This is a genomic window from Parasphingorhabdus sp. W113 (assembly GCF_055693205.1).
The window spans coordinates 2,199,452-2,225,001 of record NZ_CM146328.1 but is presented as its reverse complement, the minus strand read 5'-3'; the positions used below and the strand labels follow the sequence as shown (position 1 = coordinate 2,225,001).

The following is a 25,550-nucleotide window of genomic DNA, read 5'->3' as shown; positions in this document are numbered from 1 at the left end:
GCCTTGCCCTAACACCGCGCATAGAAAACCCGCCCTTCCGATCGGAAAGGCGGGGTTTCAGAATCTTACGTAATTTGTCAGTCCGGATAGAGGCAGCGTTCCTGCTGACATCCTTTCACCTGAGCTGGCGCGCGATATTTGGGTTTCGCTTTCCAGACCCGCTTGGGTTTGGGTGCCCAACGCTTCTTGGCCGGCTTGGCTTTCTTGTAGACAACTTCTTCATCAATATAGGTCGTGGTTGTCGTGGTGGTGGTTGTCACCGGCGCCGACTGGATCACGATTGTGGTCACCGCTGGCTGAACTTGCTGGTAATAGGCCGGATAATAATAGCCGCCCTGCCAGCCGCTCGGATAGCGATATTGCGGATGCTGCTGCGACCGGACCGGCGCGCGATAATGCGGCGCCTGTGCGTGCTGCGGACGGCCGCCATATTTCTTGAGCAGTTTGCGACAGCGATCAGATCCTTGATCGATGGCTGCTCCCGCCAAGGCGCCAACGCCACCGCCGATCAGCGAGCCGCCGAGACGATTGCCGCGCCCGGCGATACGATTGCCAGCCAGTGCACCAATTGCGCCGCCGACGACCGCACCACCAATGCCGCTGCTTTTTCTGCACCGCGCGAGATAGGCCAGTTCGTCATTGCGATCGTCATAGCGACGGTCATCATGGCGCAAAACCTGATCCTTTGCTGCACGATCATCGCTCCAGTGCGGGTTGCCATTGGCATAGCTCGCGCCAGCGGGGGCAACATTGGCATCGCCAACGAATGTTCCGGAATATTCGCCTTCATAGACTTGCCCTTCGGCGTCCCGATAGGTGCCCTGCCAATTGCCTTGATAGCTGCCATCATCGCGATAGGCGCCATTCCAGTCGCCTTGATAGGTTGATGATCCGCCATAGGCACCGGAAGGGGTGGCGACGACGCGGTCATCCTGCATCAGGACATTGTGATCATAGCTGGCCTGGGCTGCCTGATAGCCATCATTATAGCCCTGATTGTAACGATCCCAATCGACGTTTCTGACGCTGTCCCGGACAACACCGCGACGATCGGTCAGTACGGCATCGTCATAATAGCGTGACCAGCCATAGCCATAGGATGGCTGGCTGAGACCATAGGTGCCATAATTGGCGATGAAGAAACTCGGCTGGATGAAGGTGCGCGGCAATCTGAAGCCACGACGCGGTGCGACATAGCCCCGGCGATGGCCGATGCGGCCCATCCGGACCCGGGATCCGTCGCGAAAGCGCCGGCCATTCATATGATGGCGGCCCATTTTTCGCATCGTGTTCATGCGGTGACCGCCCATTTTATGACCGCCCATTTTGGACATCATCTTTTTCGCGCCCTGAATGCCGGATGCGAGCGCTTCGGGAGCAGCAAAACCAATGTCGACCGGCGTTTGCGATTGTGCAGTGGTTGCACCCGAGTCGATGGCGGCAATAGCCGTTCCGGGCGCAAAGGCTAATGCGCCCGCAAGGCCAGCAAATAGGACGGTCTTCATGGTTAACAACTCCCTGATTTGAAAGCAGCGACAGGGTTGACCCGCCGTGCAAAGGTTAACCAATGGTTACCATTTGCAGCGATATTTGGCCATTATGCAGTTGTAAAATAGGGTTGTTTCAGAACACTGTCTCGAAATGGGGCAGTTTGTCCAACCCGTCCGCTAGCCCAGTGCGGGCGCAATAGCGGTCACTAGATTGGCGAGACCGGACTCATCCGAGGCGGCAAAGCGGTCGGGAACCGGGCTGTCGAGATCCAGCACCGCGATGACTTTGTTGTCGACAACGACCGGAATCACCAACTCGCTGCGGCTGTCTGCATCGCAGGCGATATGCCCTGGAAAGGCATGGACATCCGCGACTCTCTGGATCCGGTTTTCGGCTGCCGCTGTACCACAGACGCCTTTGCCCATGGCGATGCGAATACAGGCTGTTTTGCCTTGAAACGGCCCGAGAACGAGCTCGTCTTCGATTACCCGGTAAAATCCGGACCAGTTGAGGTCCGGACAATATTGCCAGATGAGCGCGGAGATATTGGCCATATTGGCAATCGCATCCGGCTCGCCATCGACCAGCGCTTTGGCTGCCGCAGTCAGATCGTCATAAAACCGTTGTGGATTTTGGTCATTTGCTATCGAAAAATCATACATGCTGCGCCGCTATCAGGGATTATGTGTCGGGATCAAGAGCGCAAATTCGGTGTGAACCTTGGTGCGCGGAGATCGCGCTTCATTGACGCCCAGGCAGGAAGACAATGATTTGCCTATATCGGGTGTGCGTGGCATAGCTTCGGGCATAGGGTTGCGCGGAGAATTGTGATTATTGGTCGTATGTTAACATGGGGTCGTGCCCATCCTTGGTTTGCTGGCATTGGTGCGTTGATCGTCATTGCTATCCTGTACAAGCTGATTGTTCCCACCGCCCCGGACTATGAGTATATTGTTGCACCGGTTTCCGAGGGAGAGGTTGCGCGAATTGTTTCCGCCAGTGGTAAATTACGCGCGCTCAATACCATCAATGTCGGATCAGAAATTTCCGGTCAGGTCACTGCAGTCTATGTTGATTTCAATTCGCCGGTAACCGCCGGACAGGTTCTCGCCAGGATTGACCCGACCCGTCCGCAAGCCCGTGTCACCCAGGCGCGTGCCCAGGTCGAGCTGGCGCGGGCAACCCTGGCCCAAGCTGAAGCCGCCATCGTAAGGGCCAAGACCGATTTTGAAGTGCAGTCACGCGAGTTTGACCGACAGAAACAGCTGGCGGAAAAAGGCTTTGTATCCAAGGCCGGTATTGATCAGGCGGAAAACGCTCTGGCAAACGCAAGGGCATCCTTAAGTACGGCCCGCGCGCAAGCGCAGAGCGGGCGGGCCCAGATCGCCCAAAGCCAGGCGGAACTGTCATCAGCCGAGCTGGACCTTAATCGCACGACGATCATTGCACCAACTGGCGGCGTGGTTATCAACAAACTGGTCGAGCCGGGAACCACAGTAGCGGCCAGCTTTCAGACGCCTAATTTGTTCGAGATCGCGGCCGATACCAGTCGCATGCAGGTCGAGGCGTCGGTCGATGAAGCGGATATCGGGCAGGTCCGCGTCGGGCAGCCGGTGCGGTTCACGGTGGATAGTTATCCGGACGATGTTTTTGCTGCGAAAGTCGGTCAAATCCGGAAATCTGCGACAGAGGCACAAAATGTCGTCAGTTATCTGGTAATTCTCGACGTCGACAACAAACAAGGCAAGCTGTTGACCGGCATGACCGCCAATGTCGAGATCGTGACCGGCAAGAAAGCCAAGGTCATGCGAGTGCCGGCGACGGCGATCCGGTTTCGTCCGCGCAAAGAAGACCGGCCGGATGAAGACGAGAGCGAGCGCCTGCCGAATGGGAGCACCCTTGATCAAGCCAAACCGAAACAGCGGACAGCAACAGTCTGGGTTGCCACCGAAGATCCTTATGAACCGGTCAAAAAGACCGTAACCATTGGCTTGGCCGGTGAAGATTTTGTCGAGATACGCGACGGCCTGACGGAGAAAGACACGGTTCTGGTGCGGTCCCGCAATCTCAAGACCGATGACGAGGATGACGAGGATGAATCCGCCGTCGGAAATACCTGATGCAGCCGGCGCTGGTCGAAACTGTTGATCTGGTCAAAAATTATGAGCTGGGTGGCGAAACCGTGCGCGCCGTGGACGGCGTCAGTCTGACCATCGACCGGGGCGAATATGTTGCGATCATGGGAGCAAGCGGCTCCGGCAAGTCGACCTTCATGAACATGATCGGCTGTCTCGACGTGCCGACATCGGGCGACGTGCGGATTGATGGCATTGCGACACGGGACATGGACAGCGATGCGCTGGCGGCGTTGCGCAACCAGAAAGTCGGGTTTGTGTTTCAGCAGTTCAATCTGCTGGCGAGAACCACGGCGCTCGACAACGTCGCCGTACCGTTGATCTATGCCGGCATGAACCTCACGGATCGGCGCGCGAAGGCGCAGGCAAAGCTGGAAGATATGGGGCTTGGCGATCGCCTGGATCACAGCCCTGCAAAGCTCTCCGGGGGACAGCAGCAACGGGTCGCAATCGCCCGGGCATTGGTTACCGAGCCGCTGATCCTTCTGGCTGATGAGCCGACCGGGGCGCTGGATAGCAAGACGTCGGAAGACATCATGCAGATATTTCAGTCGCTAAACGATCTTGGCATTACTATCATCGTGGTCACTCACGAAACCGAGATTGCCGACCATGCCAAGCGCCGGATCGAGTTTCGCGATGGCAAGCTGATCGAGGACGCGCCGGTTGTGAATCGGCAACTGGTGGCATCATGAGGTTTAGTCTGATGCCGATATTGGCCAGCTGGATGGTGAATATTGCGATTGCCATGACGGCCCTTCGCACCAATTTGATGCGCTCTATTCTGACGACTTTGGGTGTGATGATTGGCGTTTTTGCCGTTACGCTGGCGGTGGCAGTGGGGTCGGGCGCACAAGTGTCAGTCATGCGGTCGATCAACGCATTGGGTTCAAATATGGCCTTGATCTTCCCGCAGCCAGAAGGGGAGGGCAGGCGCTCAACCTTTGACCGGGGCCGCCTGACGATGCGCGATGCCCGCGCGATTGAAAAGGAAATTGAAGGCATTACCGACATCGCCCCGCAATTGCGGACCAGCATTCAGCTGGTGGTGGCAGGCCGCAACGCTTCGACCGGCGCGATTGGTGCGACGCCGGGTTACGCAAAAGTTTCCAATGCAGCGGCGGACTCGGGGCGGTTCATCTCTGAAGCGGATGTGCGATCCGCCGCACGGGTTGTGGTGCTCGGGCCATCCGTCGCCCGAAAATTGTTTGGCGACTATGATCCTATTGGCGAGACTGTCAGGATCAATCGGGCGCCTTTTCGGATCATTGGTATTCTGGAATCAAAGGGTTCCAGTTTTGGCAATGACAATGATGATGTCGCGATCATGCCGATCACGACGACGCGGCAGCGTTTTTCCGGAGACAGTCTCGCAGGCCCTGATGACCTGCAAATGCTGTTCGTCGGTTTTGAAGATGGTGTTTCTCTGCCCAAGGCAAAGCGGGAGATCACCAAATTACTGCGCGAGCGCTATCGGGTCCGCGGCAAGGACATCAATCCCTTCACGATCCGGACGACTGAGGAGTTTATGAAGGAATCCGCCCAAGTCACCGGGATATTCCAGGTCGTGCTGGTGGCGATCGCCTCGATTTCGCTGTTGGTGGGCGGAATCGGAATCATGAACATCATGCTGGTGAGCGTAACCGAGCGTACGAGAGAAATTGGTTTGCGCATGGCACTGGGCGCCAAACGGAGTGATATTCGCAATCAGTTTCTGGTCGAAGCCGCGGTGCTCTGTGTCATCGGCGGCGGCATGGGGTTGGTGCTGGCCCTGGCTGCGGGCGCGGCTTTGACCGCTTATGCGGATTTCCCGGTCCCGATCGGTTTTGGCGTGGCGATTGGTGCCATCATTTTTTCCGCGCTAATCGGCCTGGCCTTTGGTGGATATCCAGCGATCCGCGCATCCCGACTGTCGCCGATCGAAGCGCTGCGCAGCGAATAGGCCTTGCCGGTCATCATGTGACAAGCGGCAAGGCCCTGAATTCAAACCCGTTTGGGCGCTGGCACAAGGCGCGGTTCGGCTTTCCATTTAAAGCCGTCAAAACGCTTTAGCTGTTTGCCATTGCCGAGATCACCGCCGGAGCAGTTCAGCAATTTGTTGATGCAATTGGCCGTCCACATCGCCATAACATCGTCATCCCAGGCGCCGAACCAGTCGGAGTGGAATGTGGAACCTGGCGTATGAGGAGCCATGCCCGCCATGCGATCTGACGAAAAGTGCCAGGTTTTGGCCATTGGATCCATATTGCCGGTGCGGTCGAGCGTATCATCGGTCGTCCACCACGCACCCAATGTGAAAGCGGGTAGGATATAGGGGTGGGTGTCCGGGCATTTGAGATAGCCTTCGGACCCTGAGGCCGCATAAGCCATATGGGACCGGTGATCAGGGCTGTCGAGATTGACGCCGTCCCAGCACCGCGGGCGCTAATCACGGCTCCCAGTTCGGCGCCGCTGGGGCAGTTTTGCGCGGCCTCCGGAATGTTTTTATATTGTCCGCCAATGGCACCTTCGCCTTGACAGTTGAAATGAAACTTCGCCTTGGCGGTTGAATCCTTCATGTTATAGCCGAACACATATCGCAGGCCGCGCGGGAGATCGACGCAGGCTTTGCCCATCTTCTGGCACCATGGATCGGAATCCGGAAGCCGCTTATAATAGACCGCGATATAGTTCGGCATCACCACTTGGCCTTCGCCATTCATCATCGACGGAATCCAGTAAGCAGAGCGGTTCAGCATATTCTCGCACGTGCTTTCGCCCGTTGTACGGAGTGATTCATAGGTGGAGTTGGCATCGGCTTTGGTGTTGCCAAAAAACGTATGAAGATGCGATTTTCCGGATTGCCCGGGATAGACGATCGGATCGTCATAGGCATTATGGCTGGGCGTGCACAGAAAACGGAATGCGCCCACTTTTTCGGGTGCTGCGCTTTTTGGAACGCGGCCGTGGCCCCAGGATGCAACCAGCCAGTCGTCGACATTAAAGTTGCTCGGGATAGATGCCAATCCTTCAATTGGACCGTCCGGATTGGGCGTCGGTGTTGGCGCCGGGCTCGGAGTTGGAGCCGGGGTCGGGCCAGATGTTGTCGGGGTTGGCGCGGACGTGGGGGGTGGTGCCGGCGTGTTTTGCGTCGGCGCAGGCAATGTGCTTGGCGATGTCAGCGGCAGAACGACCGAACCCGCGCTGGCAGCGTCGGCGCCTGTTTCACTGCCGGCTCCGCCACCGCCGCCACAGCCAGTCAAGATGGAAGTTAACATGACGGCGGACAGTAGCTTACCACCCGAGGTCTTAGAGAATGTTTGGGATATTTTGTTCATGGCGACCTCCCTAGGGCGGCACCATTTAAGTCGGCCTGTTGACCTATGGTTAACCAATATCAACCATCACGACGACATGGATGAGAGATCGGATCAACCGGATTGCATGGCGATCGGGCGTTATAAATCAGCGCCGAAACGGCAGGCTTTCAGTCATTCTATCGACGGCTTGCCACGCATTTTCTTGATCGATCCTTTCTTTTTCTTGCTTTCCATCCGGCGTGTTTTCGCGGCACGGCTTGGCCTGGTTTTGACCCGGCGTGCATCGCGTTGATGGGCCGCGGTCAACATGGCTATGATCCGGTCGCGGGCCTCGGCGCGATTGGCTTCGCGCGTGCGATGAGATCGAGCCGTGATAACAAGCTCTCCTCCATTGGTCATTTTTCGTCCTGCCAATTCCTTCAGTTTTCGAAAAGCAAAAGGAGGCAATCGGAGGGCGTAGATGTTCACCCGCATCTGGACGGCGGTTTCCACCTTGTTCACATTTTGACCGCCCGGACCGGATGCGGCCAGAAAGGTTTCGGTGATCGCGCTGTCAGGCAAGTCGATATGCATGACCATTTTGTAGAACAGAGTGATCACCTATGACAGCGTTGAATTTGAGATTGAAATCAGCGTTTTGGCGCACAAGAAATCGCATGGAAATTCAAAAAAACGCATCCGATGCGGATGAATATGTGGTTTTTGATCCCTTTCGGAGGAAAAATGTTAATTTTTTTTCGTCACACCTGAGAGTCATGAAACGACTCATTTCTGCGGCTTAGCGACTCATCTGCATGGCCGCGACTCGTGCTGAATCCTCGATTAATCGAAAATTAACCTTTTACGTTCATCTGTCTTATGGTTAATAAATGATCTGTGGGCATCGGGATGGGACCTGATGTTGGGCGGAATTTGGAAAAAAGGGGTTACCCGATGCGTGTGCTGTTGATTGAGGACGAGCCAACCACGGCAAAGGCCATTGAGCTGATGCTGACGACGGAAGGCTTTAATGTTTACACTACCGATCTGGGCGAAGAAGGTCTCGATCTCGGCAAGCTCTATGATTACGATATCATATGCCTCGACCTCAATCTGCCTGACATGCACGGCTATGACGTGCTGAAGAAGCTGCGTGTCGCCAAGGTGCAGACGCCGGTGCTTATTCTTTCCGGTATCAGCGAAATGGACAGCAAAGTGCGGTCCTTCGGTTTCGGTGCCGATGACTATGTTACAAAGCCTTTCCATCGCGAAGAACTGATCGCACGGATTCACGCCGTGGTGCGGCGCTCCAAGGGGCATTCCCAGTCGGTGATCCGGACCGGCAAGCTGGCCGTCAATCTTGATGCCAAGACCGTCGAAGTCGATGGCAACCGCGTGCATTTGACGGGCAAGGAATATGCCATGCTGGAACTGTTGTCGCTCCGCAAGGGCACAACCCTGACCAAGGAAATGTTCCTCAACCATCTTTACGGAGGCATGGACGAGCCGGAATTGAAGATTATCGACGTGTTCATTTGTAAGCTGCGCAAGAAACTGGCTTTGGCCTGTGGCGGCGAGAATTACATCGAAACCGTCTGGGGTCGCGGATATGTTCTTCGCGATATCGAAGAAGACAGCGGACCAGAAGCACAGGTCGCCTAACAGTTTACATCACTACCCGAGTTGTTTGATTAGTTAGTACACGAAATTTGACGGCGGATCCTTAGCTGGGTCCGCCGTTTTTTTACGCCGCCGTGTCCAAATACCAGCGCTCTGTTCCTTCCAGCGCGAGGGCAGTCAGTTTCTCCGAATAATAGGCCCCAGTGTCGATGCCGATCCGGTTGCCTTCTTCGACCACATCTTCGTTGATCGTGTGGCCATAGACGATCACTTTTTCATGATCTTCGCGCGAGGACAGAAACTGCTCGCGGATCCAGCGCAAATCTTTCGGGCGTTGCTCCGAAAGTGGGACGCCGGGGCGGATTCCGGCATGGACAAAGGCATAGTCGCCGATCACGATCTGATCTTCGAACTGTTCGACAAACGCAATGTGATGGGCCGGAATCAACTCAGGCAAGATCGCTGCGAGCTGCTCCATGTCCAGATCCATGAAATGTTTCAGCGTGATCTCATAGCTTAATATGGTCTCTTTGCCGCCGATCCGATTGAAGAACCGCGTGGCTTTTTCGTCGCCGGTTGCTGCGGCGAGATAGACTTCTTCGTGATTGCCCATCAGAAAACGGACATTTTTAAATTCTCGTTGAAGGCGGATTGCGGTTTCGATCACGCCGGCGCTGTCCGGACCCCGGTCAATAAGGTCACCGAGAAAAATGATTTCGGTATCCGCCGGACCTCGGGCGCGATCATCTTCGAGGATCTGAGCGATCAATTGCTGAAGCAGATCATTGCGTCCGTGAATATCACCAACCGCATAGACCCGTTTGCCATCAGGAATGGCCGCCATATCCAGCGGCCGCGCGGCGGGTTTTCGATTGAACAATCGTTTCAACATCATGTTTCTATATCTTGTTTGTCCCGATCCGTTTTCAAGAGCTCCGGCCATATGCTAGCCGGTATCAAACCGATCAGGGCAACCATTGACAATCCTGACGGAAAACCGGGATCAGCTCTCGATTTCGAACGTCAGTCCAGCCCTGGCTTCCAAGCGCTTGACCAGTTTCTTGCCCATCAGCGCTCCCGGGGTCCATATGCCGCCACCGCGCTTGTTTTTGTCCTGAGCGAGACAAAGGGCGGCTTCGGATATCATCTTGGAGGTCGAGCCATAGCCCGGGTCCTTGTCCCCTTTGACGCATAGATTGAGCGTTTCATCATCGGTGGTCGTGCCAAGGAACAGAATATCATAATGGCCGTTGTCGCGCTCTTCCTTGGTTGGGCCTTCGCCTGGCTTGGGCCCGTCTTCACTGCTCAGGGGATTGACCTTGGCCAGCATTTCCGCAGCCTTTTTACCCATTTCACCCGCGCTGGTGACGACCATTTCGTCATATTTAAAGTCATCGCCATAAGGGAAGTCGAGCAGGAAATTGGTCCGGTGCACATTTTTAGTGTTGATCGGAGCCATGACGAATGGCGCGACCCAGCTGCCGATGCTGCTGTCCATCTTGGGGATCATCATATTGGGCTGGTCCGGCCCTTCAAAACCGGGGGTCAGGCCAAAGCTGCTCGACAGAACCTTCAATAGGGACGGGTTTTTTGCGAGTGCTTTCATAGTCTCTTTCAAGCTGGCTGCGGTGCCGCCGGAGAAAGTGCCTTCCATCGCCCGGACCCGGCCTTTGACACGGGAGGCGGGCTTGCCAAAGCGCTTCTGGCTTTCCTTTTGAAGCATGAAAACGCCGAGATCGAACGGGATGGAGTCAAAACCGCAGGACAGGCAAATCTGTGCGCCGGAAGCCTCTGCGGCCTCCTGATGCTGGTCGATCATTTCGCGCATCCAGCCGGGTTCACCGCACAGATCGACATAATGGGTGCCATTGGCGACACAGGCGGCAACCAATCCGTCGCCATAGAGCTGATAAGGGCCAACAGTGGTCAATATCACGGTGGCTCGCTTGGTCATCGCGTCGATCGACTCCGCGTCATCGGAATCAGCCACGACGAGCGGGGTTTCTTTGGGCGCGCCGATCAGATCGCGGACTTCCTCAAGTTTCGCTTGAGAGCGTCCCGCCATCGCCCATTTGGGCGCATCGCCGCCGACGCCATATTGCTGCGTCATATATTCGGCAACCAGACGGCCCGTATAGCCGGTGGAACCGTAAATGATGACATCAAATTCTCGTGCGTCGGTCATGGAATGCTCCTCGGTAATCCGTTTGAATTCTCGTGTTTAATGGCGTGCTTATGGCTCAGAGCTTGGGGAGAGTCACACCTTTTTGGCCCATATATTTCCCCGCGCGATCAGCATAGCTGGTTTCGCAAGGTTCATTGCCCTTGAGGAACAGGAACTGACAGGCACCCTCATTGGCATAGATTTTGGCGGGCAGGGGGGTGGTATTGGAAAACTCCAGTGTCACATGCCCCTCCCAACCCGGTTCGAGCGGTGTGACGTTCACGATGATGCCGCAACGCGCATAGGTTGATTTGCCCAGGCAGATCACCAGAACATCACGCGGAATGCGAAAATATTCGACCGTTCGGGCCAAGGCAAAGCTGTTGGGCGGGATGATGCAGCAGTCAGTCTTGCGATCGACCAGGCTTTGGGCATCGAAATTCTTGGGATCGACAACCGCACTGTCGACATTGGTGAATATCTTGAATTCGTCTGAAACCCGGGCATCATAGCCATAGGAAGACAGCCCGTAGCTGATACAGCCATCGCGCTTCTGCGCTTCAACAAACGGCTCGATCATGCTGGTTGACTGGGCCTGTTCGCGAATCCATCGGTCTGACAATATGCTCATATCGGTCTTTCTCTCATTCCTGTCTCGTCATGGCATCAAGCTTAAGGCCGCACAACATTCCAGTGCACCGGACCGTCTATCCCGCTGACCCGGCGCATATCCGATGCCCGCCACATAACCCAGGGTTTCGTGGCATAGTCCGGGGAAAGAAATTGGATTCAAGCCAGAATGTGCGATTGATTCCGCTGCTGATGTTATAATCTTCCTCAAATTCCTGCGAGACGATGATAATCGCTGGCTTGCCCGCATGGCCCTCTATCTGATTGAGAAAGGTGTTGAGCTCGCTAAGCACCAGCGCCCGACCGGGGCGATCTTGGCAACCATTGTCATAGGCCAGCCGCACCGCCGGTGGCAGCATGGTGTCGTTACGCGGGACGGTCGTGACAAAGATGGTGGCCTGATCAGTGGCGAGACGGCAGAGCGTATATTCATGCACCGCGCCGCGTCGGATGCCCGCTTTCCCGGCTCCTCTGAGATTGATCGCAAAACTGGCATCCCGCTCTTCGGCGCCGTTGGTGGCCCGCAGATAGGCAAAGTCAACGCCGGTTGTACCGACAACATGCCAGGTAATCGGGCCGGTGTCCTGGCTCACCGCGATGCCCTGAACCGGATATTGATCCCGCGGTGGTGCCCATCCGACGGCAATATTGCGTAGCACAAAGCCGATCGCGAGCAATGCGATGACGATAAGGCTTATCCGAATGATGGTTTGTTTCTTCGATTGGGCGGCCACTTCAGTTCCCTGACATCCTACACTTCACTACGCGATTGACAGAGATTCGATCAATTCTTGATGTGCAATACACAGATCAAGGTGAAAAGGCGACGGGCGGTTTTAAAATCCACCTCAATCTTCCCGTCAAGCCGTTCGATGAGCAATTCTGCGCCATGATCATGGACGCCGCGCCGGGCCATGTCGATGGTTTCGATTTCCTGCGCCGTCGCCTTGCGGATGGCCTGATAATAGCTGTCGCAAATCGCAAAATAGTCCCGGATCGGACGGCGAAAACGCCCCAGCGCGAGGATCAGCGTTTCCAGCGGTTCGCCATCCTCCCGCGCAATCCCGATCACCAGCCGGCCTTCCTGTACCGCCAATTGCAATTTATAGGGGCCGGCATAACCATCATCATGTTCGCGCTGGGGCTTGAAGTGGTTTTCCTCGATCAGATCGAAAATTGCGATCCGGCGTTCTTGCTCGATATCGGCATTGCGCCACAAAATGGTCGCCTCGTCGAGTTCGATATGGATGATGCGCGGATCGGACATGCGAGCCCTGTTGCCGTAGCGCTCGCTTTTGGACAAGTTTTTTTACCCGGATTTTTTCAAGCTTTTTTGAGACGAGGCAAGCGGTTGCCGCTTTATCCACAATACTGTCCCCGCCTGATTCCAATAAAATCCGGAACGGCCTTGCCCTGAATCGCTTCTCAGTGGATGGTGGCACCATGGCTGAACTGATGCGCTTCGACAATGATGAGGGAAATGAATCCCGTTTGCCGCGGAATGTGGAGGCGGAGGCCACCTTTCTCGGTGCGCTGCTGATCGACAATCGGGTTGCCGAAGATGTCCAGATCAAGCTGCGGCCGGAGCATTTTTATGAACCGCTGCATGGCCGCATCTACGAACAGGCGCTCAAATTGCTCGATCGCAACATGGTGGTTACGCCGGTCACCCTGAAACCTTATTTCGAAGCCGATGAGGCGATGAAGGCTCTGGGCGGTCCATCCTATTTGGCGAAGCTGACCGGTGACGGCGCGGGTTTGATCGGCGCGCGTGATTTTGCCGATCAGATCTATGATCTCGCCTTGTTGCGCGAACTGGTGCAGGTCGGGCGGACTTTGGTTGATAACGCGCTCGATACCAGCGAGATCCGTTGATCCAAAGCTCCAGATTGAAGAAGCTGAATCCTCGCTCTATCGTGTATCAGAAGGCGAAGCCCAAGAGGGCGGCGTCAAATCTTTCCTCGCCGCATCAACCGAAGCGCTTAGCAATGTCGAACGGGCGTTCAATAGTGGCGGCAAGGTCTCCGGAATCACCACGGGTCTGACCGATATCAACGCTAAAATGGGCGGTCTGCACCGATCAGATTTGCTGATTCTGGCTGGTAGGCCGGGCATGGGCAAGACCTCGCTGGCGACCAATATCGCGTTCAACGCCGCCAACCGCTATCGTCGCGATATCGCGGACGGGATCGCGCCCGAAGATTCGCTTGGCGCGAGAACCGCTTTTTTCAGTCTCGAGATGTCGGCTGACCAGCTCGCCACCAGAGTGTTGTCGGAACAGGCCGAGATCAGCTCGGAAAAGCTCCGCATGGGCAGTATCAGCCGAGACGAGATGCACCGGCTCGCCCTCGCATCCCGTGAATTGCAGGACCTGCCGCTCTATATCGACGATACACCAGGCCTGACCATAGCGGCCCTGCGCACCCGGGCGCGGCGTCTGCAAAGGCGCAATGGCATTAATCTGATCGTCGTCGACTATCTGCAACTGTTACAGGGGTCGGGGCGTGCAAGCGACAATCGGGTGAACGAGATTTCGGAGATTAGCCGTGGTTTGAAGACCCTGGCCAAGGAACTGAATTGCCCGGTTATGGCATTGTCCCAGCTCAGTCGGCAGGTCGAAAGCCGCGAAGACAAGCGGCCACAGCTTTCCGACTTGCGGGAGTCCGGCTCGATCGAGCAGGATGCGGATATCGTGATGTTCATCTATCGCGACGAATATTATCATCTTGCGGTCAAACCGGATGATCCCGATGCCAATTCGACCGAGGAACAAAAGGCCAAATACGCCGCCTGGGAAACAGATCATCAGAGTAAGGTCGGGAAAGCCACTGTGATCGTTGCAAAAAACCGTCAGGGGTCGACCGGCAACATCCAGTTGAGTTTTCTCAGCGAGTTCACCAAATTTGGTGATCTGGCTTATGGAGACGCGCCGGAGGACTATTGAGCCTATTCAGGCTCCCTGACTTTGATTTCAACCATTCTGGCAGGCAGCTGTCGCAATATATCCTTTTGCCGGTCCTGCGTGGCAGACGGCCATTCGGTGATTTCAGCCATGGTCCGACCACAACCGATGCAATAGCCATTAGACGGGCTTAATACGCAAATATTGGTGCAGGGCGATTCCATCATCTGCGGGATGAGCAGATTATGCCGCGTTCGGCAAGCCGATCTTGCCCCCGGCAAAGCCTGACCGATCAGAAAATCGGATCATTGGCGCCATCGTCCTCGACATCCTTTTTGGCGATCGGCAATGGCGTGACATCGTCATGAATACCGCATTCGGTCTTGTCCCAGCCCCGCCAGCGCCCGGCTCGCGGATCTTCACCGGGCTTGACCTTTGATGTGCACGGCGCACAGCCGACCGAGAGATAGCCTTCCGCTTCGAGCGGATGGCGCGGCAGATCATGGTCCGCAAAATAGCGTTCGAGATCGTCCTTGACCCAGTCACCAAGGGGATTGATTTTGAGCCGACCATCTTCGACTTCAAACCGGGGCAGGTTCTGCCGGGTCACCGACTGAAACGCCTTGCGCCCGGAAATCCAGCTGTTCAGGCCCGCTTTGGCGCGCGCAAGCGGCTCGACTTTGCGAATGTCGCAGCATCCGTCGGGATCGAAGGACCAGCGCAAACCATTGGCGTCTTTCGCCGCCAGCACGCTGGCGTCCGGTTCAACGACCCCCGGGTTTTCGATTTTCAGGGCCCGGATGAGGGTTTCCCGATAGGTCAGGGTTTCCGGAAACATTTTTAAAGTGTCGACAAAAGTGACCGGTATGGAAGGATCCGCCGTTGCGACCAGATGGAGCAACACCGCGCTTTCCGTTCCGAACGACGACACGACCGCCACTTCGCCAAGCCTGTCTTCGGCAAACAGCGTTTTGAGCATTTCACCGGCTGGCACGCCGGCAAAACGCTCGTTCAAGGCGTCGGCATCTTCCTGCGTGAAGTCCGGACGCGCATCGATAATGTCAATTTCTCGGGCCGCTTCACCCATGACGCAATTTCCAGATCGGAGTCCGTTGATCGGCCGTGCCCTGATAGACATGCTCATAGCGATCAAATGCTTCCTGCATGGTTTTGGGATCAATCGGCGCGTCGGGCGCGAAGGCGTCAAATCCGCATCGTCTCAGATAGGCGATCTGGTCGACCAGAACATCGCCGCTCGCGCGGAGTTCTCCGGTATAGCCGGCCTCACGCAAAATCTGCGCTGCGGAATAGCCGCGGCCATCGCCGAACACGGGAAAGTCGATTTCAATCAATGCCAGCCGGTCCAGCATCGGCAGCAGCCGCCGCGCGTCTTCGCCGGCTTCAATCCGGACTGCGGTGGCATTGGACTGGTCGAGCACGGCATCGAGCGACACTGCGGGCTCTTCGTGCGCGTCATCTTCGCGAAAACGGATTGCTTCAACCATAAATAGCCTCCTTGAACCGATCCATGCCGAGCCGGCGATAGGTATCGATGAACCGCTCTTCACCCTGGCGTTCTTCCAGATAGACGTCGGTCACCGTCTCGATGGCATCGATGACACCGTCTTCATCGAGATCCCGGGCCGGTAATTTTCGCCAGACTGGTGTCTTCAGCGGCGGAACCACCCAACAGAAGCTGGTAATTTTCGGTCCCTTTGCGGTCGACACCCAAAATGCCGATATGACCGGCATGGTGGTGGCCGCAGGCATTGATGCAGCCGGATATCTTGAGCTTGAGTTCGCCCAGTTCCTTTTGCCGGCCGAGATCGGCAAAGCGTTCACTGATCTTTTGCGCCAGCGGGATCGAGCGAGCATTGGCCAGGCTGCAATAGTCCAGGCCAGGGCAAGCGATGCTGTCGGTGATCAGGTCGAGATTGGCGGGCGCCAGTCCGGCTTCGTCGAGCTTCTGCCAAAGCGCGTACAGATCGCTTTTCCGGACATGCGGCAGCACGATATTCTGGCTGTGGGTCACACGCAATTCATCAAAGCTATAGTGCTCTGCCAGATCCGCCATCAGATCGATCTGGGCGGATGAGGCATCACCCGGGATGCCACCCCGCGGTTTGAGGCTGATCGTCGCAATCGCATAGCCGGGCTGTTTATGGGCAACCACATTCTGATCGACCCATAATTTGAAGTCCGGATCGCTGAGATCGAGATCATCGCTGGCGCCGCTGTCAAAGGCCGGATCCGCAAAATAGGCGCTGATCCGGGCCAGTTCCTCAACCGGGGGATTGAGGCCCAGGGTCTTCATATGGGCGAATTCTTCTTCGACCTGGCGGGTATATTCTTCCTTGCCCAGTTCGTGGACGAGGATCTTGATCCGCGCCTTATATTTGTTATCGCGCCGACCATAGCGGTTATAGACCCGCAGGCAGGCCTCGGCATAGCTGATCAGTTCTTCGGCTGGGACGAAATCGCGGATTTCAGGCGCGATCATCGGGGTCCGGCCCATGCCGCCGCCGACGAAAAATTTCGCACCCAGTTCGCCATCTTTGTGCACCAGCTGGATGCCGATGTCGTGCAGGCGCATCGCCGCGCGGTCTTCTTCGCTGGCAATGACCGCGATCTTGAACTTGCGCGGCAGATAGGAAAATTCGGGGTGAAAACTTGACCATTGCCGCAGGATTTCGGCCCATGGACGCGGATCGGCAATTTCGTCAGCCGCAGCACCGGCATATTGGTCGGACGAGATATTGCGGATGCAATTGCCGCTGGTCTGGATTGCATGCATTTCAACCGATGCGAGATCGGCAAGCAAGTCCGGCGCTTCTTCCAGCTTGATCCAGTTATACTGGATATTCTGGCGGGTGGTGAAATGGCCGTAATCCCGGTCATATTTGCGTGCGATATGGCCGAGCATGCGCATCTGCTTGCTGTTCAGCGTGCCATAGGGAATGGCCACGCGCAGCATATAGGCGTGGAGTTGCAGATACAGACCGTTCATCAGCCGGAGCGGTTTGAACTGGTCTTCGGTCAATTCACCGGCAAGCCGGCGCTCAACCTGGTCGCGAAATTCAGCGACGCGTGTGTCGACCATGTTCTGGTCATATTGGTCATATTGATACATGTTCAGATCACCCAGTTGCCAGCGTCGGGATCGGCCGGCTTTAATGTCAAATCGGGACGGACGGTCGGGCCGAGCGCCCGGACGCGATCCTTGATGTGGGCAGGGCGAGGACCGTCGTCGGTTTGTTCGGCTTCGATCGCATAGGGAACGTTGACCCGCCGCGATGCTTCCTCTTCCTGCAGGATCGCTTCAAATTGATTGCCGACATCGACAGCATCCTCGACGTGACGCGACCACTCGCTGCCCGTCCACCAGACGACATCGCCTGTTTTCAGGTCATTTCCAGTAAGTATTTTCACGCCAAAGCTCCTGCCATTTGTGCAATTTCGAACAGTTTATTCTCGGCATCGCCATAATTCGCCACTTCGCCAACCACTAGCAGTGCCGGGCTTTTGACCTGTTCCCGCTCGACCATGTCGCCGAGATCGGTCAGCAATGTCCGCAAGGCCCGGAAAGTGTCGCGGGTACCGTTTTCAAGAACCGCCACGGGAAGGTCGGGCGCTGCACCATCGGCGATCAGTTTCTCGACAATCGCCGACGCATTGGCGACACCCATATAGATGACCAATGTCCGCCCCTTGCCGGCCAGGCCCGACCAGTTCTGATCCGACAGACCTTTGCACTGGCCAGCCACAAAGGAGACCGCGCTGGAGGCATCGCGATGGGTGAGGGGCATTTTTGCCTGTGCGGCGCAGCCGAGCGCCGCGCTGATTCCCGGTACGACATGCACCGGAATGCCGGCCGCAATGCAATCGCTGGCCTCTTCGCCACCGCGACCGAAAATGAACGGATCGCCGCCTTTCAGTCGCACGACCATCTTGCCCTTGCGCGCTTCTGCGATCAGCAAGGCATTGATGCCGTCTTGCGGCACGCTATGGCGGGATCGCTTTTTGGCAACCGAGATGCGGCGGGTGGCGGCGGGCGCCATGTCCAGTATATCCGCGCTGACCAGGCCGTCATGCACAATGACATCAGCTTCCTGTAAAAGCCGTGCGGCCTTCAGGGTCATCAGCTCCGGGTCGCCAGGACCGGCACCAACAAGGTGCACGGTACCTGGCCCGGGGGATGATATATTGCGATTGGAATTGTCTGTTTTCATGCTGCAAATATGCGCCGTCAAACCCATATTATCAAAGCAGAAGATTTTTCAGCGGCCTAAGTTCAGCTATTCACTCGCAGAGGCGGTCGATGCTGTCTCGGCTTGATCCTCGTCCTTGAGACCGACGCCGATCGAAGCGCGGGTTTGCTCCGCTTCCATCGAAACCACCGGATAGGCGCAATAATCGGCGGCATAATAAGCGCTGGGCCGGTGATTGCCGGACAGGCCAACGCCGCCAAAAGGCGCGGATGACGACGCACCGACGGTCATTTTGTTCCAGTTCACGATACCGGCGCGGCTGTTTGACCAGAATTCGTTATATTGCTCTGCCGTTCCGCCGATCAGCGCGGCGGACAGGCCGAAACGGGTATTATTTGCCTCGGCGATGGCTTCGGCAAAATCCTGCACCCGCAGGATTTGCAGGATGGGGCCGAACAGCTCGATATCCGGGCGCTCTTCCATCGCCGTGACGTCGATAATCCCGGGTGTCACAAAGGGGCGTTCATCAATTGGACGGACCATATGTTTGATCGGTCTTCCGCCATGGCTCATCAAGGCTAGGAAGCTCTCGGTCAGGCCATCGGCGGCATCATTGTCGATCACGGGACCCATGAACGGCGCCGGGTTGCTGAACGGTTCGTCGATGATCAGGCGGTCGGCGATGCGCTTCACTTCCTTGACGACCCGGTCATAGAGCGAGTCCTTGACAATCATCCGGCGCGCCGCCGAACAGCGCTGTCCGGCGCTCAGGAAAGCAGACTGGACCACGAGCACCGCGGCGCTGTGAATATCGTCCGTATCCCACACGATGATCGGATTATTCCCGCCCATTTCAAGCGCCAGGATCTTATCCGGTCGGCTTGCAAACTGACGGTTCAGGATGACGCCGGTATGGGCCGAACCAGTGAACAATAGCCCATCTATGTCTTCGCTGGCGGTCAGTTGTTTGCCGACATCAGGGCCGCCGTGGACGATATTGACAACACCAGCCGGCAAGCCCGCCTTGACCATCGCATCGATCAGATATTGGCCAACCGCTGGCGTTTTTTCCGATGGCTTGAAAACGATCGCATTGCCGGCGATCAATGCCGGAACAATGTGGCCATTGGGCAGATGGGCCGGAAAATTATACGGCCCTAGCACCGCCAGCACGCCATGGGGCTTGTGGCGCAGCGCGGCCCGCATGCCCGGCTTGCCCGGCAACTGGCGCTGGGAGGTCCGTTCGGCATAGGCCGAGACCGAAATATCGACCTTGTTGACCACCGATTCCACTTCGGTGCGCGCTTCCCAGATCGGCTTGCCGGTCTCGCGGGCAATCAGCTCGGCCAATTCATCGGAATGGCTCCGAATGCGATTGGCATAGCGGCGGACAATCTCAATCCGCTTGGTCAGCGGCATGGCTGCCCAGTTTGGCCAGGCCGAGCGCGCTGTGGCAATGGCTGCCCCCGGATCACCGGATTTGCCTTCCCAGAGGATCGCGCCGGTTGCGGGTTCTGTTGAAATAAGTTCGGTCACACTCAATCCGTCTCTTTATTCCGCAAAAAGGACGCGGCTTGGGGGAATAACTGAAGCTATAAATAGCTGGTACAATTTAATATTCTAGTAACAATAGGGTTAACATACAATCGCAATTGCATAGGCCTGAATCCATGTGGATCAAATCGCCCGTAACGCGTTCCCCACGGCTCTGATGGTTTCCACCTTCTTGTATAACGGCGCCCAGTCGTCTTTCTGCGCGATGGCTTCCCAAATGGCTTCGACTTCTTCGATATGCAGGGAACAGACCGGGTTGTTTCGCCAGAACTCATGCGCGGCCGACTCCGTTCGCGTCCGATTGGACATTTGCGTCCCGAGAGCACGGAACAAATCGGTTTCATAGGCTTCGCTGGCCGGGAGTTGGTCCTGAATCCAGTCATGGTAAAATTGATCGATGGTCACGGTTTTTGCGCCCAGCGCTTCTTCAACCGCCATCACCAACGGTTTGTCCTTTTCGAAACCCTCGCTCTCCACACCAAGTCTCCAGCAGACATGTGCGGTATAGGCTTCCCCAAACATTTTCGGAAAGCTTTCCAAAGTCGCAACCAGCGGGTCGCTTTCACAAATCAACCGCAAGGCACTGGCCAGCTGTGCGAGGTTCCAGTGCAAGGCCTCAGGCTGCCGGGCGAAGCAATAAAGGCCTTCATGGTCAAAATAGGCAGCAGTGAAACCCTGTTCCCAGGTCGGATTGAACCGCCAGGGGCCATAATCGAAACTCTCGCCGGTAATGTTGATATTGTCGGTGTTGAGGACACCGTGAACAAAGCCCGCCGCCATATAGCTGCCGGCCAATAGCGCGGCTTGAGCGGCGGTTTTCTGAAACAGCGTAATGGCAGGCGCATCCTCCGATTGGCAGCCATAGAAATGGGTCAGGCAATAATCGACCAGCGCTTCCATCAGATCGCTATTCTGCTCAAAAGCGATCCGTTGAAACGTCCCATAGCGGATATGGCTATGGCTCAACCGGGTCAACACGGCAGAGCGCGTAGGGGACGGTTCATCACCGCGATGCAGCTCTTCCCCTGTTTCGACCAGGGAAAAGGTCTTGGATGTCTCGACACCCAAGGCTTCGAGCATTTCGGTAGCCAGAATTTCACGGACACCGCCCTTCAAGGTCAGCTTGCCGTCACCGGATCGGCTCCAAGGGGTTGTGCCGGATCCCTTGGTGGCCAAATCCATCAAGCGGTTTTCATGGTCGCGCAGCTGTGCAAACAGGAAGCCCCGGCCATCGCCAATGTCGGGATTGTAGTTGCGGAACTGGTGTCCATGATAGCGCAGGGCCAGCGGCGGATCGAGATTGTCTTGGAGCGGTTTGAACTTTCCGAAATGGGCAATCCATTGTTCTTCGGTGAGGTCATCGAGGCCAACGCTTGGGCTCCAGCGATCATTTCTGAAGCGCAGAATATGCTTCGGAAAGGCCGCCGCTTGGACGGCGTCGCCGATCTGGTCACCAAGATCTGTGATCCGGACATCGGGACGATAAGGACTGCGGGCAGGTTCTGCTTGCGGTTTATGTGGCATTTTGTGGTTGTGACGACTAATCAGGCGAGCAGCAAGTCAGAACCGGGGGAAAAACAATTAAATGACCGCCCACGCCATCTATGAAGATCATTATTGGGAATCCGCAGACGGCTTGCGCTTGCATTGCCGTGATTATCCGTCGGCATCGCGCAACATACCGGTTATTTGCATTCCGGGACTGACTCGCAATGCGCGTGATTTTGCCCATCTCGGCGACCGTTTGACGGCGGATCGCCGCGTTCTTATGGTCAATCTGCGCGGGCGCGGCGCCAGCGAATATGCCAAGGACAGCGCATCCTATAATCCCAAAACCTATGTCGCGGACATTATTGGGCTGATGGATGATCTCGCGCTGGACACGGCGGTATTTTTCGGCACATCCCTGGGGGGTATTTTGACCATGCTGATTGCGGCATGGCATCCGGACCGCATAGCGGGTGCGATGCTGAACGATATCGGTCCGGAACTGGATCAGGCCGGGCTTGACCGCATAGCCGATTATGTCGGGCAGGGGCGTAGCTTCGATACATGGGCCCATGCGGCTCGCGATCTGGCGGCGACGGGCGGCGATATATTTCCCGATTATACGCTTAAAGACTGGATTGGTTTCGCCAAGAAACTGTACCGCATGAACAGTTCCGGACGCATCAAACTGGACTATGATATGAAAATTTCGGAACCATTTGATGGCAAGGGCGATGGTACGGCGGCGCTGTGGAACGCCCTGGAAAGCATGGCGGACATACCCACGCTTGTCTTGCGCGGCGGGTTGTCGGACCTGTTCAGCGAGCCGGTCGCTCGCAAGATGCTGAACAAGCTGAAGCGCGGAGAACTGGTCACAGTGGAGCGCGTGGGACATGCGCCGACACTCGAAGAACCGGCATCGCTTGACGCGATTGATCGATTGCTCCAACGCGTTGATTGATCCTCACGACCCGCAGCAATCGACCAGATGATGAAAACTTCAAAAATCCTCCATCTTCACAGCACCTTCGACCTTGGCGGCAAAGAGGCGCGAGCGGTGCGCCTGATGAACCATTTCGGCGATAAGGCCTCGCATGTCATCCTGTCCGCCGAGCCGGATAGTCTTTCGGCTCGCGATGCGCTCGACAAGCCGGTGAAGGTCAGCTTCCCGAAAGACGCGCCGTCTTTGGCAGGGAAACCATCGCTTCGCCGGTATCGCGAATTGGTGTCTTATTTTCGCCAGTTTGATCTGATCCTGTCCTACAATTGGGGTTCGATGGATGGGGTCATGGCGCGAACGCTGTTTGCCCGTGTCGAAGGCTTGCCGCCATTGATTCATCATGAAGATGGTTTCAACGAGGATGAACGGGTGAAACTGAACTGGAAGCGCAATCTCTTCCGGACATTTGCGCTCGGTGGGAGTCAGGCGTTGGTCGTGCCATCGGAGCGGCTCGAAAAGATCGCACAGGATGTCTGGAAACAGCCGGAAGGCAAGATCCAGCGTATTCCCAATGGTATCGATATCAAACGGTTTGCCAAGAAACCGCAACGGGGCGCAATTCCCGGGTTTAAAAAGCATAAGCAGGACATTGTTGTCGGCACCGTGGCCGGGCTGCGCACGATCAAGAACTTGCCGAAACTGGTGCGGGCCTGTGCGGCGGCCGGGGATAATGTCAGGCTGATCATCGCCGGTGATGGACCGGAAAAGGCCGCCATCCTGCAGGAAGCCGAACGCTGTGGGATGGCCGATCGCTTGCTCATGCCTGGATTTCTGCCGAACCCGGAGCGCTATGTCGGACTGTTCGACATTTTCGCCTTGTCCTCTGATAGCGAGCAATTTCCGATTTCACTGATCGAAGCCATGGCGGCCGGGGCGCCGGTTGTCGCCACCGATGTGGGCGATATCCAATCGATGGTCAGCCAGGCCAATCGCGGTTTTATCAAGCCGGCAGATGACGAAAAGGCCTTTGCCGACGCGCTGACAACATTGGTTCAACACACCCAGTTGCGGGAAGATATTGGCGAGCAGAATCGGATGAAGGCGCAGGCGGAATATAATGAAAGCAAGATGCTCGGCCGCTATGCCTTGCTTTACGGACATGCGCTTGGTCGAACCGATTTGCACTAGAATTCAGCGGACTAATTTGTTTTCGGAAATAGCGCGCATTTTTTGCACACGCTGTCTATAACGAAGACTGGGGAACACAGGAGACGATATTGTTTAAAGGGGTCAAACCAATCCAGTATAATGGTCGCGAAGTCTGGCCATTGATTGAGGGCGGCAAAGGCGTTGCCGCGACCAATCATGCGAGCTCAGGGGCTTGGGCCGCGGCTGGTGGCATTGGCACGGTGTCGGCTGTCAACGCCGACAGCTACGATGAAGACGGGAATGTGATCCCGCAAATCTACCATGGTAAGACCCGTGGCGCGCGCCATGAAGAACTGGTCAAATATGCCATTGATGGCGCCGTCGCGCAGGTCACGAAAGCGTTTGAGATTTCGAATGGCAAAGGCGCGGTGAACATCAACGTGCTGTGGGAAATGGGCGGTGCGCAAGAAGTGCTGCACGGCGTATTGGAAAAAACCAAAGGCATGGTAGCCGGCGTGACCTGTGGTGCGGGCATGCCCTATAAATTGTCGGAAATTGCCCAGCAATATGGTGTCAACTACCTGCCGATCATCAGTTCCGCCCGCGCGTTTCGCGCGCTGTGGAAGCGGGCCTATCACAAGGTCTCGGACCTGATGGCTGCTGTGGTCTATGAAGATCCCTGGTTGGCTGGCGGGCATAACGGACTGAGCAATGCGGAAGATCCCCGCAAACCGGAGGATCCTTATCCCCGTGTAAAGGCCTTGCGCGAAACCATGCGCGGTGAGGGGATTGCGGACAGCGTGCCGATCATCATGGCCGGCGGTGTTTGGGCGCTAAAAGACTGGAATGACTGGATCGATAATGACGAGCTCGGCCAGATCGCGTTTCAATTCGGCACCCGGCCCTTGCTGACCAAAGAAAGCCCGATCCCGGACAGTTGGAAGAATGAACTGACTAAGATCAAGGAAGGCGATGTGCTGCTGCACAAGTTTTCGCCGACAGGCTTTTACAGCTCGGCGGTGCGGAACGAATTTCTGCGCAGCCTTGAATCGCGGTCGGAACGACAGATTCCCTATTCCACCGAAAAGGCAGGGGAACATACCCACCAGCTCGATGTCGGCGTGAAAGGCAAGAATTTCTGGGTAACCCGCAACGACCTGCTACGCGCTCGAGAATGGGATGGTCTCGGTTTTACCATGGCGCTGAAAACGCCAGACAACACGATTGTCTTTACAACGCCGGACGAAGCCAAAATGATCCGCAAGGATCAGGCGGATTGCATGGGCTGTCTGTCCCACTGCGGTTTCTCGGCGTGGAAAGACCATGACAATTTCAGCACCGGGCGGCTCGCGGATCCGCGCAGTTTCTGCATTCAGAAGAGCCTGCAGGAAATTGTTCATGGCTCGCCGATTGAGGAGCATCTGATGTTCGCTGGTCACGGCGCTTATAACTTTGGTAAGGATCCGTTTTATTCCAATGGCTTCGTCCCAACCGTAGAACAGCTTGTCGATCGGATTTTGGCCGGAGACTAAGGCTTTTCGAGAGCCGTTAACTTCTCGGTACCCTTTTTCTGCTAGTGCCAAATCGGGACGGAGAACCGACAATGGCACTGAAATCCACACGCTATCGCAAGGTTGCACCAGCGGCATTGAACCGCCGTTCGCAAGCGCGCCACGCCGTGCGGATTACTGGCGCTGCGCTGAAGCGACGAGGAGCGGCTTCCGTCGATGCCAAATTGCTTGATATCTCCATCTATGGCTGCCGTTTCGAAGCCGATGCGCTGTTCAAGGAAGGCGAGCAAATCAAGATTACGCTCGCCGAACACGAGCCCGTTGTCGCAACGCTAATCTGGCAAAAGGCCAGGCAAGTCGGCTGTCGCTTTGCCCAGGCGCTGGACAGCGACCTGTTGCGGGCGCTCACACTCGCGGGCTGAATCCTGAAAGCACCATCATAGTCTTGCACTGCGGTCTGTCCAAAGCACATCCGCCATT

General features: G+C 56.3%; 24 protein-coding genes and 3 pseudogenes. 9 read left to right on the top strand and 18 right to left on the bottom strand.

Annotation, left to right across the window (positions count from 1 at the left end; all coding sequences use genetic code 11):
* Positions 1 to 77: 77 nt before the first annotated feature.
* Complete coding sequence (locus tag ACZ1GS_RS10725) at positions 78 to 1,505, bottom strand: RcnB family protein (protein WP_472695179.1); 1,428 nt, start codon at positions 1,503 to 1,505, stop codon at positions 78 to 80.
* A gap of 162 nt (positions 1,506 to 1,667) precedes the next feature.
* Positions 1,668 to 2,153: a GAF domain-containing protein gene (locus ACZ1GS_RS10720; RefSeq protein ID WP_472695178.1), complete on the bottom strand. Its 486-nt coding sequence runs from the start codon at positions 2,151 to 2,153 to the stop codon at positions 1,668 to 1,670.
* Between the two features lie 228 nt (positions 2,154 to 2,381).
* Between ACZ1GS_RS10720 and ACZ1GS_RS10715 the strand changes: the two genes are divergently transcribed.
* Genes ACZ1GS_RS10715 through ACZ1GS_RS10705 form a run of 3 tightly spaced genes read left to right on the top strand, consistent with a single transcriptional unit; the run spans position 2,382 to position 5,568 of the window.
* Positions 2,382 to 3,611, top strand: coding sequence for an efflux RND transporter periplasmic adaptor subunit (locus tag ACZ1GS_RS10715; protein WP_472695177.1), 1,230 nt, complete (start codon positions 2,382 to 2,384; stop codon positions 3,609 to 3,611).
* Positions 3,611 to 4,321, top strand: a complete 711-nt coding sequence (locus ACZ1GS_RS10710; protein WP_472695176.1) for an ABC transporter ATP-binding protein — start codon at positions 3,611 to 3,613, stop codon at positions 4,319 to 4,321. The genes ACZ1GS_RS10715 and ACZ1GS_RS10710 overlap by 1 nt, the downstream gene beginning before the upstream one ends.
* The gene (locus tag ACZ1GS_RS10705; RefSeq protein ID WP_472695175.1) at positions 4,318 to 5,568 is read left to right on the top strand and encodes an ABC transporter permease; all 1,251 of its coding nucleotides are present in this window, start codon (positions 4,318 to 4,320) and stop codon (positions 5,566 to 5,568) included. Before ACZ1GS_RS10710 ends, ACZ1GS_RS10705 begins: the two co-directional genes overlap by 4 nt.
* 41 nt (positions 5,569 to 5,609) lie before the next feature.
* On the opposite strand, the gene ACZ1GS_RS10700 is transcribed toward ACZ1GS_RS10705, so the two are convergent.
* The 3 genes and pseudogenes from ACZ1GS_RS10700 to arfB all read right to left on the bottom strand — a co-directional run bounded on the left by ACZ1GS_RS10700 (position 5,610) and on the right by arfB (position 7,498).
* A complete protein-coding gene (locus ACZ1GS_RS10700) occupies positions 5,610 to 5,996 on the bottom strand; it encodes a hypothetical protein (protein ID WP_472695174.1) in 387 nt (128 codons plus the stop codon).
* Positions 5,997 to 6,130: 134 nt separating this feature from the next.
* A pseudogene (locus tag ACZ1GS_RS10695) lies at positions 6,131 to 6,883 on the bottom strand (DUF1996 domain-containing protein); the annotation flags it as partial.
* A 213-nt stretch (positions 6,884 to 7,096) separates the two neighbouring features.
* On the bottom strand, positions 7,097 to 7,498 hold the full coding sequence (arfB, locus tag ACZ1GS_RS10690; protein WP_472695173.1) for an alternative ribosome rescue aminoacyl-tRNA hydrolase ArfB: 402 nt from the start codon (positions 7,496 to 7,498) through the stop codon (positions 7,097 to 7,099).
* 360 nt (positions 7,499 to 7,858) lie between these two features.
* Between arfB and ctrA the strand changes: the two genes are divergently transcribed.
* Positions 7,859 to 8,566: a response regulator transcription factor CtrA gene (gene ctrA, locus ACZ1GS_RS10685; RefSeq protein ID WP_472695172.1), complete on the top strand. Its 708-nt coding sequence runs from the start codon at positions 7,859 to 7,861 to the stop codon at positions 8,564 to 8,566.
* Positions 8,567 to 8,648: 82 nt separating this feature from the next.
* Here ctrA and ACZ1GS_RS10680 read toward each other — a convergent pair whose 3' ends face one another.
* The 5 genes from ACZ1GS_RS10680 to ACZ1GS_RS10660 form a co-directional block, all read right to left on the bottom strand.
* Positions 8,649 to 9,419 (bottom strand): metallophosphoesterase family protein, encoded by a 771-nt coding sequence (locus ACZ1GS_RS10680; protein WP_472695171.1) that lies wholly within the window; start codon positions 9,417 to 9,419, stop codon positions 8,649 to 8,651.
* A gap of 108 nt (positions 9,420 to 9,527) precedes the next feature.
* Positions 9,528 to 10,709 (bottom strand): saccharopine dehydrogenase family protein, encoded by a 1,182-nt coding sequence (locus tag ACZ1GS_RS10675; protein ID WP_472695170.1) that lies wholly within the window; start codon positions 10,707 to 10,709, stop codon positions 9,528 to 9,530.
* Positions 10,710 to 10,764: 55 nt separating this feature from the next.
* Positions 10,765 to 11,319, bottom strand: coding sequence for a dCTP deaminase (gene dcd / locus ACZ1GS_RS10670; protein WP_472695169.1), 555 nt, complete (start codon positions 11,317 to 11,319; stop codon positions 10,765 to 10,767).
* Between the two features lie 76 nt (positions 11,320 to 11,395).
* On the bottom strand, positions 11,396 to 12,052 hold the full coding sequence (locus ACZ1GS_RS10665; RefSeq protein WP_472695168.1) for a GH25 family lysozyme: 657 nt from the start codon (positions 12,050 to 12,052) through the stop codon (positions 11,396 to 11,398).
* Between the two features lie 50 nt (positions 12,053 to 12,102).
* A complete protein-coding gene (locus ACZ1GS_RS10660) occupies positions 12,103 to 12,585 on the bottom strand; it encodes a UPF0262 family protein (protein ID WP_472695167.1) in 483 nt (160 codons plus the stop codon).
* A gap of 176 nt (positions 12,586 to 12,761) precedes the next feature.
* On the opposite strand from ACZ1GS_RS10660, the pseudogene ACZ1GS_RS10655 reads away from it, so the two are divergent.
* Positions 12,762 to 14,262: pseudogene (locus ACZ1GS_RS10655) on the top strand (replicative DNA helicase).
* Between the two features lie 2 nt (positions 14,263 to 14,264).
* Here ACZ1GS_RS10655 and ACZ1GS_RS10650 read toward each other — a convergent pair.
* From ACZ1GS_RS10650 to ACZ1GS_RS10615, 8 genes and pseudogenes are all read right to left on the bottom strand, one after another.
* Positions 14,265 to 14,444 (bottom strand): DUF1289 domain-containing protein, encoded by a 180-nt coding sequence (locus ACZ1GS_RS10650; protein WP_472698122.1) that lies wholly within the window; start codon positions 14,442 to 14,444, stop codon positions 14,265 to 14,267.
* Positions 14,445 to 14,512: 68 nt separating this feature from the next.
* A complete protein-coding gene (locus tag ACZ1GS_RS10645) occupies positions 14,513 to 15,307 on the bottom strand; it encodes a phosphoadenylyl-sulfate reductase (protein WP_472695166.1) in 795 nt (264 codons plus the stop codon).
* Positions 15,300 to 15,725: a DUF934 domain-containing protein gene (locus tag ACZ1GS_RS10640; protein WP_472695165.1), complete on the bottom strand. Its 426-nt coding sequence runs from the start codon at positions 15,723 to 15,725 to the stop codon at positions 15,300 to 15,302. Before ACZ1GS_RS10640 ends, ACZ1GS_RS10645 begins: the two co-directional genes overlap by 8 nt.
* Positions 15,718 to 17,350 (bottom strand): annotated as a pseudogene (locus ACZ1GS_RS10635) (nitrite/sulfite reductase). Before ACZ1GS_RS10635 ends, ACZ1GS_RS10640 begins: the two are co-directional and overlap by 8 nt.
* 2 nt (positions 17,351 to 17,352) lie before the next feature.
* On the bottom strand, positions 17,353 to 17,649 hold the full coding sequence (locus ACZ1GS_RS10630) for a DUF2849 domain-containing protein (protein WP_472695164.1): 297 nt from the start codon (positions 17,647 to 17,649) through the stop codon (positions 17,353 to 17,355).
* Positions 17,646 to 18,449 carry a uroporphyrinogen-III C-methyltransferase gene (cobA, locus tag ACZ1GS_RS10625; RefSeq protein WP_472695163.1) on the bottom strand — a complete coding sequence of 268 codons (804 nt, stop codon included), beginning with the start codon at positions 18,447 to 18,449 and terminating at the stop codon, positions 17,646 to 17,648. The genes ACZ1GS_RS10630 and cobA overlap by 4 nt, the downstream gene beginning before the upstream one ends.
* A gap of 66 nt (positions 18,450 to 18,515) precedes the next feature.
* Positions 18,516 to 19,964, bottom strand: a complete 1,449-nt coding sequence (astD, locus tag ACZ1GS_RS10620; RefSeq protein WP_472695162.1) for a succinylglutamate-semialdehyde dehydrogenase — start codon at positions 19,962 to 19,964, stop codon at positions 18,516 to 18,518.
* A gap of 141 nt (positions 19,965 to 20,105) precedes the next feature.
* Positions 20,106 to 21,506, bottom strand: coding sequence for a protein adenylyltransferase SelO family protein (locus ACZ1GS_RS10615; protein ID WP_472695161.1), 1,401 nt, complete (start codon positions 21,504 to 21,506; stop codon positions 20,106 to 20,108).
* A 61-nt stretch (positions 21,507 to 21,567) separates the two neighbouring features.
* Between ACZ1GS_RS10615 and ACZ1GS_RS10610 the strand changes: the two genes are divergently transcribed.
* From ACZ1GS_RS10610 to ACZ1GS_RS10595, 4 genes are all read left to right on the top strand, one after another.
* Complete coding sequence (locus tag ACZ1GS_RS10610) at positions 21,568 to 22,431, top strand: alpha/beta fold hydrolase (RefSeq protein WP_472695160.1); 864 nt, start codon at positions 21,568 to 21,570, stop codon at positions 22,429 to 22,431.
* Positions 22,432 to 22,458: 27 nt separating this feature from the next.
* Positions 22,459 to 23,598 carry a glycosyltransferase family 4 protein gene (locus tag ACZ1GS_RS10605; RefSeq protein ID WP_472695159.1) on the top strand — a complete coding sequence of 380 codons (1,140 nt, stop codon included), beginning with the start codon at positions 22,459 to 22,461 and terminating at the stop codon, positions 23,596 to 23,598.
* A gap of 89 nt (positions 23,599 to 23,687) precedes the next feature.
* Positions 23,688 to 25,091, top strand: a complete 1,404-nt coding sequence (locus ACZ1GS_RS10600; RefSeq protein WP_472695158.1) for an NAD(P)H-dependent flavin oxidoreductase — start codon at positions 23,688 to 23,690, stop codon at positions 25,089 to 25,091.
* A 71-nt stretch (positions 25,092 to 25,162) separates the two neighbouring features.
* The gene (locus ACZ1GS_RS10595) at positions 25,163 to 25,492 is read left to right on the top strand and encodes a PilZ domain-containing protein (protein ID WP_472695157.1); all 330 of its coding nucleotides are present in this window, start codon (positions 25,163 to 25,165) and stop codon (positions 25,490 to 25,492) included.
* Positions 25,493 to 25,550 lie beyond the last annotated feature (58 nt).

Bases quoted from the DNA above. Each gene is read 5' to 3' on its own strand.
- ACZ1GS_RS10725 (WP_472695179.1), bottom strand. From the start codon at position 1,505: ATGAAGACCGTCCTATTTGCTGGCCTTGCGGGCGCATTAGCCTTTGCG.
- ACZ1GS_RS10720 (WP_472695178.1), bottom strand. From the start codon at position 2,153: ATGTATGATTTTTCGATAGCAAATGACCAAAATCCACAACGGTTTTAT.
- ACZ1GS_RS10710 (WP_472695176.1), top strand. From the start codon at position 3,611: ATGCAGCCGGCGCTGGTCGAAACTGTTGATCTGGTCAAAAATTATGAG.
- ACZ1GS_RS10705 (WP_472695175.1), top strand. From the start codon at position 4,318: ATGAGGTTTAGTCTGATGCCGATATTGGCCAGCTGGATGGTGAATATT.
- ACZ1GS_RS10700 (WP_472695174.1), bottom strand. From the start codon at position 5,996: ATGGCTTATGCGGCCTCAGGGTCCGAAGGCTATCTCAAATGCCCGGAC.
- arfB (WP_472695173.1), bottom strand. From the start codon at position 7,498: ATGCATATCGACTTGCCTGACAGCGCGATCACCGAAACCTTTCTGGCC.
- ctrA (WP_472695172.1), top strand. From the start codon at position 7,859: ATGCGTGTGCTGTTGATTGAGGACGAGCCAACCACGGCAAAGGCCATT.
- ACZ1GS_RS10680 (WP_472695171.1), bottom strand. From the start codon at position 9,419: ATGATGTTGAAACGATTGTTCAATCGAAAACCCGCCGCGCGGCCGCTG.
- ACZ1GS_RS10675 (WP_472695170.1), bottom strand. From the start codon at position 10,709: ATGACCGACGCACGAGAATTTGATGTCATCATTTACGGTTCCACCGGC.
- dcd (WP_472695169.1), bottom strand. From the start codon at position 11,319: ATGAGCATATTGTCAGACCGATGGATTCGCGAACAGGCCCAGTCAACC.
- ACZ1GS_RS10660 (WP_472695167.1), bottom strand. From the start codon at position 12,585: ATGTCCGATCCGCGCATCATCCATATCGAACTCGACGAGGCGACCATT.
- ACZ1GS_RS10650 (WP_472698122.1), bottom strand. From the start codon at position 14,444: ATGGAATCGCCCTGCACCAATATTTGCGTATTAAGCCCGTCTAATGGC.
- ACZ1GS_RS10645 (WP_472695166.1), bottom strand. From the start codon at position 15,307: ATGGGTGAAGCGGCCCGAGAAATTGACATTATCGATGCGCGTCCGGAC.
- ACZ1GS_RS10640 (WP_472695165.1), bottom strand. From the start codon at position 15,725: ATGGTTGAAGCAATCCGTTTTCGCGAAGATGACGCGCACGAAGAGCCC.
- cobA (WP_472695163.1), bottom strand. From the start codon at position 18,449: ATGAAAACAGACAATTCCAATCGCAATATATCATCCCCCGGGCCAGGT.
- ACZ1GS_RS10615 (WP_472695161.1), bottom strand. From the start codon at position 21,506: ATGCCACATAAACCGCAAGCAGAACCTGCCCGCAGTCCTTATCGTCCC.
- ACZ1GS_RS10610 (WP_472695160.1), top strand. From the start codon at position 21,568: ATGACCGCCCACGCCATCTATGAAGATCATTATTGGGAATCCGCAGAC.
- ACZ1GS_RS10605 (WP_472695159.1), top strand. From the start codon at position 22,459: ATGATGAAAACTTCAAAAATCCTCCATCTTCACAGCACCTTCGACCTT.
- ACZ1GS_RS10595 (WP_472695157.1), top strand. From the start codon at position 25,163: ATGGCACTGAAATCCACACGCTATCGCAAGGTTGCACCAGCGGCATTG.